Annotated in this window: 2 protein-coding genes; both read left to right on the top strand. The window is 66.8% G+C overall.

The features are described from left to right. Positions 1-175: ABC transporter permease subunit (locus OP04_RS48120; protein WP_033346810.1), on the top strand; the 175-nt coding region annotated here is incomplete at its 5' end. Then, the coding region (locus OP04_RS48115) for an ABC transporter permease (RefSeq protein WP_157241407.1) at positions 168-752 on the top strand (585 nt) is incomplete at its 3' end. The genes OP04_RS48120 and OP04_RS48115, both read left to right, overlap by 8 nt.

Raw genomic sequence — 752 nt, 5'->3', positions numbered from 1 at the left:
CGAGGGCGTCTTCAACGTCCCGGGCGTCGGGTCGCAGCTGTTCCGCGGCATCACGCTGAGCGACGGACCGCTGGTCGTCAGCTTCGTCAGCATCCTGGTGATCGTCTTCATCTTCGCCAACCTGATCGTCGACCTGCTCTACGCGGTCCTCGACCCGAGGATCCGTTATGAGTAGGCCCACGACAGGACAGACACGGGGAGAAGACCGGAGCGAGGCGAAGTGCCACCTGCGGCGGAACTGGGTGTTCTGGTTCGCGTCCGCGATCGCGCTGATCGTGATCCTGATGGCCGCGTTCCCGTCCCTGTTCACCCCGAACGACCCGGCGGACTGTGCGCTGTCGCGCCAGCATGCGCCGGGGGCCGGTTGGGCGCTGTTCGGGTTCGATTTCCAGGGTTGTGACATCTACGCCCGCACGGTCTACGGTGCGCGTGCGTCGATCTGGGTGGGTGTGCTGTCCACGGCGCTGGCCAGCAGCATCGGTCTGGTCTTCGGCCTGTCGTCGGGCTTCTTCGGTGGCTGGTTGGACGCGATCCTGTCCCGGCTGACCGACATCGTGCTCGGCATCCCGCTGCTGCTCGCCGCGATCGTGCTCGGCAAGCGTCTGTCGACCGGTAACACCGGTGGCAGCTCCGGTCTGCTGGCGGTCGTGGTCGTGCTCGGCATCCTGGGCTGGACCACGGCGGCGCGTGTGATGCGTTCGTCGGTGATCTCGGCGAAGAGCCAGGATTACGTGGCGGCGGCGCGGATGCTG

It is taken from the genome of Catenuloplanes japonicus (assembly GCF_000717135.1).
In the GTDB taxonomy this organism is placed as follows: Bacteria; Actinomycetota; Actinomycetes; order Mycobacteriales; family Micromonosporaceae; genus Catenuloplanes; species Catenuloplanes japonicus.
Note: the sequence above shows the minus strand (reverse complement) of the source record. Positions and strands in the feature narration are given on the sequence as shown.